The sequence below is a fragment of the Psychromonas sp. genome, assembly GCF_047632955.1.
GTDB lineage: Bacteria > Pseudomonadota > Gammaproteobacteria > Enterobacterales > Psychromonadaceae > Psychromonas.
The window spans coordinates 1-6,416 of record NZ_JBLIED010000078.1; the positions used below are offsets into that span (position 1 = coordinate 1).

General features: G+C 37.0%; 7 protein-coding genes. 5 read left to right on the forward strand and 2 right to left on the reverse strand.

Features of this window, described 5'->3' with window-relative positions; translation table 11 throughout:
• On the forward strand, positions 1-892 hold an 892-nt coding region (locus tag ACJAZP_RS19620; RefSeq protein WP_415232429.1), incomplete at its 5' end, for a tyrosine-type recombinase/integrase.
• A 170-nt stretch (positions 893-1,062) separates the two neighbouring features.
• On the opposite strand, the gene ACJAZP_RS19625 is transcribed toward ACJAZP_RS19620, so the two are convergent.
• Positions 1,063-1,221, reverse strand: coding sequence for a hypothetical protein (locus ACJAZP_RS19625; protein ID WP_415232430.1), 159 nt, complete (start codon positions 1,219-1,221; stop codon positions 1,063-1,065).
• A gap of 389 nt (positions 1,222-1,610) precedes the next feature.
• Here ACJAZP_RS19625 and ACJAZP_RS19630 point away from each other — a divergent pair, with 389 nt between their 5' ends.
• From ACJAZP_RS19630 to ACJAZP_RS19645, 4 genes are all read left to right on the forward strand, one after another.
• The gene (locus ACJAZP_RS19630; protein WP_415232431.1) at positions 1,611-2,828 is read left to right on the forward strand and encodes a hypothetical protein; all 1,218 of its coding nucleotides are present in this window, start codon (positions 1,611-1,613) and stop codon (positions 2,826-2,828) included.
• A 35-nt stretch (positions 2,829-2,863) separates the two neighbouring features.
• The gene (locus tag ACJAZP_RS19635; RefSeq protein WP_415232432.1) at positions 2,864-3,163 is read left to right on the forward strand and encodes a hypothetical protein; all 300 of its coding nucleotides are present in this window, start codon (positions 2,864-2,866) and stop codon (positions 3,161-3,163) included.
• A gap of 93 nt (positions 3,164-3,256) precedes the next feature.
• Entirely contained in the window at positions 3,257-3,940 is a 684-nt protein-coding gene (locus ACJAZP_RS19640) for a hypothetical protein (RefSeq protein WP_415232433.1), read from the forward strand.
• 60 nt (positions 3,941-4,000) lie between these two features.
• The gene (locus ACJAZP_RS19645; RefSeq protein ID WP_415232434.1) at positions 4,001-4,813 is read left to right on the forward strand and encodes a hypothetical protein; all 813 of its coding nucleotides are present in this window, start codon (positions 4,001-4,003) and stop codon (positions 4,811-4,813) included.
• 121 nt (positions 4,814-4,934) lie between these two features.
• Here the strand turns inward: ACJAZP_RS19645 and ACJAZP_RS19650 are convergent, their stop codons facing one another.
• On the reverse strand, positions 4,935-6,185 hold the full coding sequence (locus ACJAZP_RS19650; protein WP_415232435.1) for a hypothetical protein: 1,251 nt from the start codon (positions 6,183-6,185) through the stop codon (positions 4,935-4,937).
• Positions 6,186-6,416 lie beyond the last annotated feature (231 nt).

Consider the following 6,416-nt stretch of genomic DNA (forward strand, 5'->3'; position numbering starts at 1 on the left):
CGTTAATGGCAAAGACCTACTAAACTGGTATATCGAATTTCGTTTGTCAGATTTAGGGATATCAGTAAATACCAAAAGGAATGTTATCCATCAAGTGTCGCATCTACTAATGCCAAGCTTTGGGGCAGTAAAAATAGAACAAATTTCGCCAATGTACTTGGCGGAGAACTGGATAATTCCCAGTCTTAATGAATATGGGCTATCGACGCTTAAAGGAGCCTTTCAATGTTTAAAGGCAGCGTTTGGCCAAGCGCAACAGTTGGGATATTTGGCCAATAACCCTGTTAAAGAAATCGCCTTTAGCGATATTACGGCAGGAAAAGTAATACCCAGAAAAAGTAAAATTGAACGTTGGACGCTAAAGCAGCTTTTGGCCCTTTTAATGGAGTTTCCAGAAGACACAAAAATGTTCTGCATACTTTGCTTGGGTTATTTAACCAGAAATGGTGAAACAGCTTTGGCAACTTGGAACGATTTTGATTTCGATAAGATGCTCTGGCATATACCAGCGAGCAATACCAAAACGGGGCAGGAAATTATTCACCCTATTACTCCAAAAATGAAATCTCTATTGCTGCAATACAAAGCTTGGCAGCGAACACGATTACGTTCAAAATTTCTATTTCCACGAACCAATGGCTATAAAGCAATTACACCATCACAGGCTGCTCATGCTATTTCTAGGCATTCTAATTCAAAACTTCGACTCCATGACCTGCGCAAGTACGGATCTTCCTACCTAAGGGATATGGAAGTAGATTATTATGTTGTAGAACGCATCTTGAACCATAAAATGACTGCGCTAGACCGAACTTATATACACACTAGTGTATTCAAAATTATCCGTGGCGAGTTAGAAAAGTGGCATGATGAAATTACGGATTGTGTATAGATTTAACCAGTAGAAATATGCATTGAAATTTGCTGTTGGGGGGAATGTTCTCAATCTGAGGGATTTCATAGAGCGAACATACGATTAAATGAAAAGCGACAACCGGCAGATCGCTCAATTACGTCAGTCAGCTATTAGACTGGTCAGTACCAAAGCTAGATATTACAACCTCAGGCACTAGCCTTCTCTTGCAAATAAATAATAGCAATCTCTATGCTACCAAAGGCCTTTACAATTTTGTTTTCGACTTCTTTTTTTGCTTCATGCTCCAAATCAGATTGAAGCAGTTGAAGCCAAGTTTTAACTAGTATCTGTGGTGGATTTTGCATGATGCTCGTCCTTGAATGCGTTTAATAATAAACATAGCTCACGAACTAGGGTTTTCAATTAAACTCAATCCCTTATGATGTTATGCCCCAAATCAGACTCAAAAGTGCCATTTACCGACATTCGTTAGAGCTGCCTCATTCAATTATCTAAACCACAACGCAGTCATTCAACAGACAAGTATGCGCTTCTTTATTACTTGAGGTAAATTGAGGATATTATTGATAAGTCTTAGCAATACCCGTGTTATATGGTAGAAAATATACACAAATACCTTTCTAACTGATTGTTTATATGGCAGATTACTATATTTAAGTTTGTATAGACGTCACAGTGTTACTGTGACGTCTGCATTTAACGCTGTTAAATTGCAATCAAATCTCGAGGGTGTATGAGTAATCGTAGTAACGGAAAACTAGAAAAAAATGTAGGGATATTATTATCTATTGGGGTAACTATATGCGTATTAATAATTGCATTTGGTTCTCTTTCTGCAAAGGAAAGTGCCATTCTCAGCTTATTACTGACTATTCTGTCTGTGATGGCATCTTGGATTTTCTCCACAATTCATAGTTCATCTCAGCATGCCGAAGCAATAAGTGAAGTTAAAGAGATGCATTATGAAAACCTTCGGACTTACGCTTTAAAAGCAGCGGAAAAAGTTAATAATTTATCTGACCAGCTTAATCGTTTGAGTTTATTTCTGGGTGAAGAACTTCAGGATGATGATAATGCGCTTGTTGATAGTAAGCATAGAATTTTAAGTGGAATTCATATGATTGCAATGTTGAAATCCGTAAATGATACATCTCTAAGTGATTGGCAAGGGGTTATTGGTGAAGAAATAGAAGAACATCGTAAAGAAGCTGAAGAAAATGAAAAATTGCTTCTTAAATTGATGGATAAAGTGGATCACTTATGGGATTCATATGAGCAAGATACAATAACAGCTGAGATCGTTGACAAAAGAGTTAATCAACTAAAAAAAGAAATGAAAAGCTTAGCGGGTAATATCACTGGATCCCATATATCGATGCCTAGAACTAAGAAAATAGTAAAACGAAATTTAGTGAAGACCTGCCCTTCTTGTAATCAAAATATATCATATATACAAAGAGCTAAACACGGTAGTGCGAAACCACTAGCATGTGAAAACTGTTCTATATCTCTTATTTCTATTTATGATGAAAATTTAGATGATTTTGGGGTTAATATTTCTGGCTTGAGATCGGAAACTTTCAACTGTCCATCTTGTACAAAAAAAATAGTTGGTGAACTTGATACAGTTCCAAACCAGAAAAATATAATAAAGTGCAAAGAATGTAGTGCGAATATAATATTAAATAGATCAACTACAGGTGCTGTTATTACTAGTGTTAAACCACAAGAGATACTAACTGGTTTGGTCATTGATGATGAATTTATCTCAAAAGTCGAGAATTTATTGCCTGTTCAGCCTTGGCCTCAACATATCCATAAAGATATAGCGGTTCAATTAAAAGCGTCAAATGCTTCTGTGCAAAAAGCAATTAATCAACTCATATTAAGTGGTAAGGTAAAAGAACAAAAAGATGGCGTTCTATATGACTTGATACCTTCAAGGACATAGCAATTTAACAAGGCGTTTTATTCACGGAGGAACACTTGAGTTATACCGATTCTAAAGAAATAGTATTTCTACTGACAAATGGAGAATGGGCATTTCCAGTAATGGTGGATAGCATCAAAACAAAAAATTGCTCTTTTCGTTCAGCCCCACAAGGTTCAAATACTCTTGGGACTGATTGGGATGAAAATGAAGTCGAAGTATCTGAAGCTAAAATGGTGGATAATGTGATAACTAATGGGCGGCGAACAAGGTCAGTTTCCTTATCACAACCTATTCCCAATCTCCGTGGCAAAAATTCAAGAGATGTTGTTTCAGTGTATATACTCAGTAAGTGAATATAACAAGCAAAGTCAACGGAAACCCGTTCATTGGCTGCGTCAAAACGTTCACGTTTTCTGTTGCTTGGGGCGATATAGTTTGAGGAATATATGAATATCTGCTGGATATGCGGTAAGGAAGCCACTACCAGAGAGCATCGTGTTAAAGCATCTGACCTACGTAAGATATTCGGCGTTGTTACACAGCAGTCTCCACTGTTTACCAAGCGGGATGGAAGGGTGCGGACTCTCCAAAGCGTGAAGAGTGACTTTGCAAAGTTTTCAGCAAAAATATGTCACCACTGCAATACTACCGCGACTCAAAAATACGATGAAGCCTGGAGTGAGTTCACCAATTACCTCTTGGATAATCAGACTGTTATTAGAAGTTGCAAAACCCTCAATGCGGGAAATATATTTTCGGGCGATTTCAAAAAGGGACTTCTTTATTGCCATCTTTATTTGTTGAAGGTTTTTGGTTGTAAAATCCTTGATGACAAGGTCCCTTTTGACTTGTCCAGTTTTTCAGATTGCATCCTATCAGAAAGAGCGCACCCAGATTTGTATTTCTCTGTGGATAAAAAGATACAGCCAAAAAACAAAAATTATGCAGCTACGAGCCCCATGCAGGTTGTCCAACATGGGGAGCCAGAAAGGGTTGTTTATGCTGCTTGGTATTACATCATTGGAAAGATTCCAATCAAAATTTTGTATTACATTAATACTCCGCCTGTCCACGTTCATGGACATATGATCCATCCGCGGAGTGGTAAAAAATTCTTACGTCTTGCGTGACCAGCAACTATAACTAGTCGCGTAAAGCGGATGGTCTGGAGCTTCGCGTTAGGCATACATATGGTAAAGACGGTGATATTTATTAATTTTTTAATTTCTATTTTAGGATGCTGCTTATTATTGGCATTGAGTTTAGCAATATCAGCAATTTTTGATATTCAATTAGTTTTAAATCAATTATCCACCAAAAATTTAAATTTGCTTCCAGGAGTTGCAATAGCAAGCGCTGGACTAATTGCGGTTCTCGCTTATATAAGGGATAGAAGGAATCAAAATATAAGTATAGTAAGAAAAAGGGATGAAGTTTATCTGGTCCAAGTTAGAGAAGCATTTGACGAAGTTTTTGAGATATTAAAAGATCAGAATAACGAAAATGTATCATGGGTTCGTGCATCAAGGCTTCTTTTAAGAGGGGGGGATATTAAAAGCAAAATTTTGACTCCAGACATGCAAGAAACATCTTTGCTTGTGGAAGAAAAGTTACGATCAAAACTACATAGAGTACTGGAATTTAAGCCTGATGTAGATTGTGCCTACGAGCCATTACCTCCACAATTTTTCTATGGGATTAATGACTGGAAAACTGAAAAGTATCTTGATGAAGCTGCCAGAAAAGGATCTTCAAGAATTGTTGTAACTAACGTTACAATCGATCAAAACATTCCTACCCCAAGTGGAGATGCAATTTCCAGCAAAGCTGTAATTGCGATATATTGTTTTCTTGAATATCCAAATAATTATGATGATCCCTTAAATAGGGTGATAGATTGGGATGATGATTGGATAAATAGTCATGGTATAAGCCAAGGTGCGAAAAGATATATTTACCATAAGAGGAACACTTTGGCTGTTGATGGAAAATTACACAAATAATGCATAACAAATCGGTAATGTCGCCTTAGATAGCTCAACAAATTTTATTCTGTTGGCATCAAATGAGTTATCATATCAGTGTTACAAAGTTTGCTTCGATGGCTGTTAAATAACTACATTTTTACCCTAGTGTTTCTCGCCTCTTCAATAATGCTTTCTCCCAGATATCTCGAGATATTTGTAGGGGCTTTTCCCAAACATTATTTCCTAACTTATTGCTGATGGCTATCTTGTTTATGGTATCGCTAACCTCATCATCAATGACTTCCATACTTGCGGTTTTAATTACCTTCCCAATTGGGTCTGCCAGGGTGAGAATATTATTGGCCCATTCTAACCAAACATTTTGATATTTAGTTAGCGGTCCTTGTTCAGTCATTTTAGTTTCAACAGCGTTTAGAAACTGTCTTCCTTGTTCAACTTTTTGCCATTGATTGAAACTCTCAAAAAGTGTGTCTATATGGGATTCCTGGACGGCAACCAATGCATTGAATTGTGCATCAAATTCACTCCGCTTTTTGCGCAACTCTTCTTCTTGCTGCCTCATTACTTTGTTTTTATTAGCAACTTCAGACGCCTCAATGATCCAATCAAAAAAGAAACCCAGCTTATCTTCAATAAGGTACTTTTTATTATCATTAAGAGTCGAATTACTAACTGACTTTACTTGATGTTCCAAAATCAACATGAGTTCGCCTGTTGGTTCATTAACTTTCTCGTGATAAACATAGCCCCGCTTTTCCTTTTCTATCTCCTCTTCAGTACTCAGTGTTCTTTTGGATTGTTTAAGTTTTTCTCGAAGCTTGAATGTCAGAATGTTGTTATCAACACGTATCGTATTTTCTGGATGCCTCCTATAATCTGAACGCTTAACTTCAAAATCCCATCCTCTTCTTTCAAATTCTTTTACTAGGGTATCCATTATGATTAAGGCCCTATGAAAAAGGGCTGGTGATACTGCAATTCTGTATGTTTGACCTAGCCAAGCACCCTCCATTAATCTGGCATGTTGAAAACTAGGTTTTTTATATAGCTGCTTTGCAACTTGAGTCATTTTATGCGGGCGATGTAAGGTTTTTGGTACCTTTACTTTATTTGTTGGCGCAGATTCAATTGTTGATTGAACGACTCTTTTTTTCAGGAGAGGAGTGAGGTCAATTGCATCGTCCGGTTGCATAGTATTTGGGAGTGCTGGCTGTGGCAAACTTTGCCCCAAACTGATTTTAATCCAGTAACCATTTGGAGGTCTCGGTATTGAGTGGTCGTCACATAACTTAGCAAGCAGTGTTGGGTTGATAGTCCAATCTGTAGCTAATTTCGAAAGAGGGGAAGTCCATACAGAGTTATAAATTTCCAAAACTGACTTAAGCATCGCTTTTGCTCCAAAATTTATATTTAGATGTAGTTCATCTAAACTTATACCTATACCTTAAATTTTGCTTATTGAAATTTTGAGGTGTAATAATAAGGTATACCCTAACTTTACAATCGGTATTTACAGATAAAGTGTAATTTTAGGGTGGGTAATTTAGTTCATTGACATAATCTGAATAAGGTCTAGACTCTAACTTGACACTTATGAGGAAATTCAATGAAAGGTCAG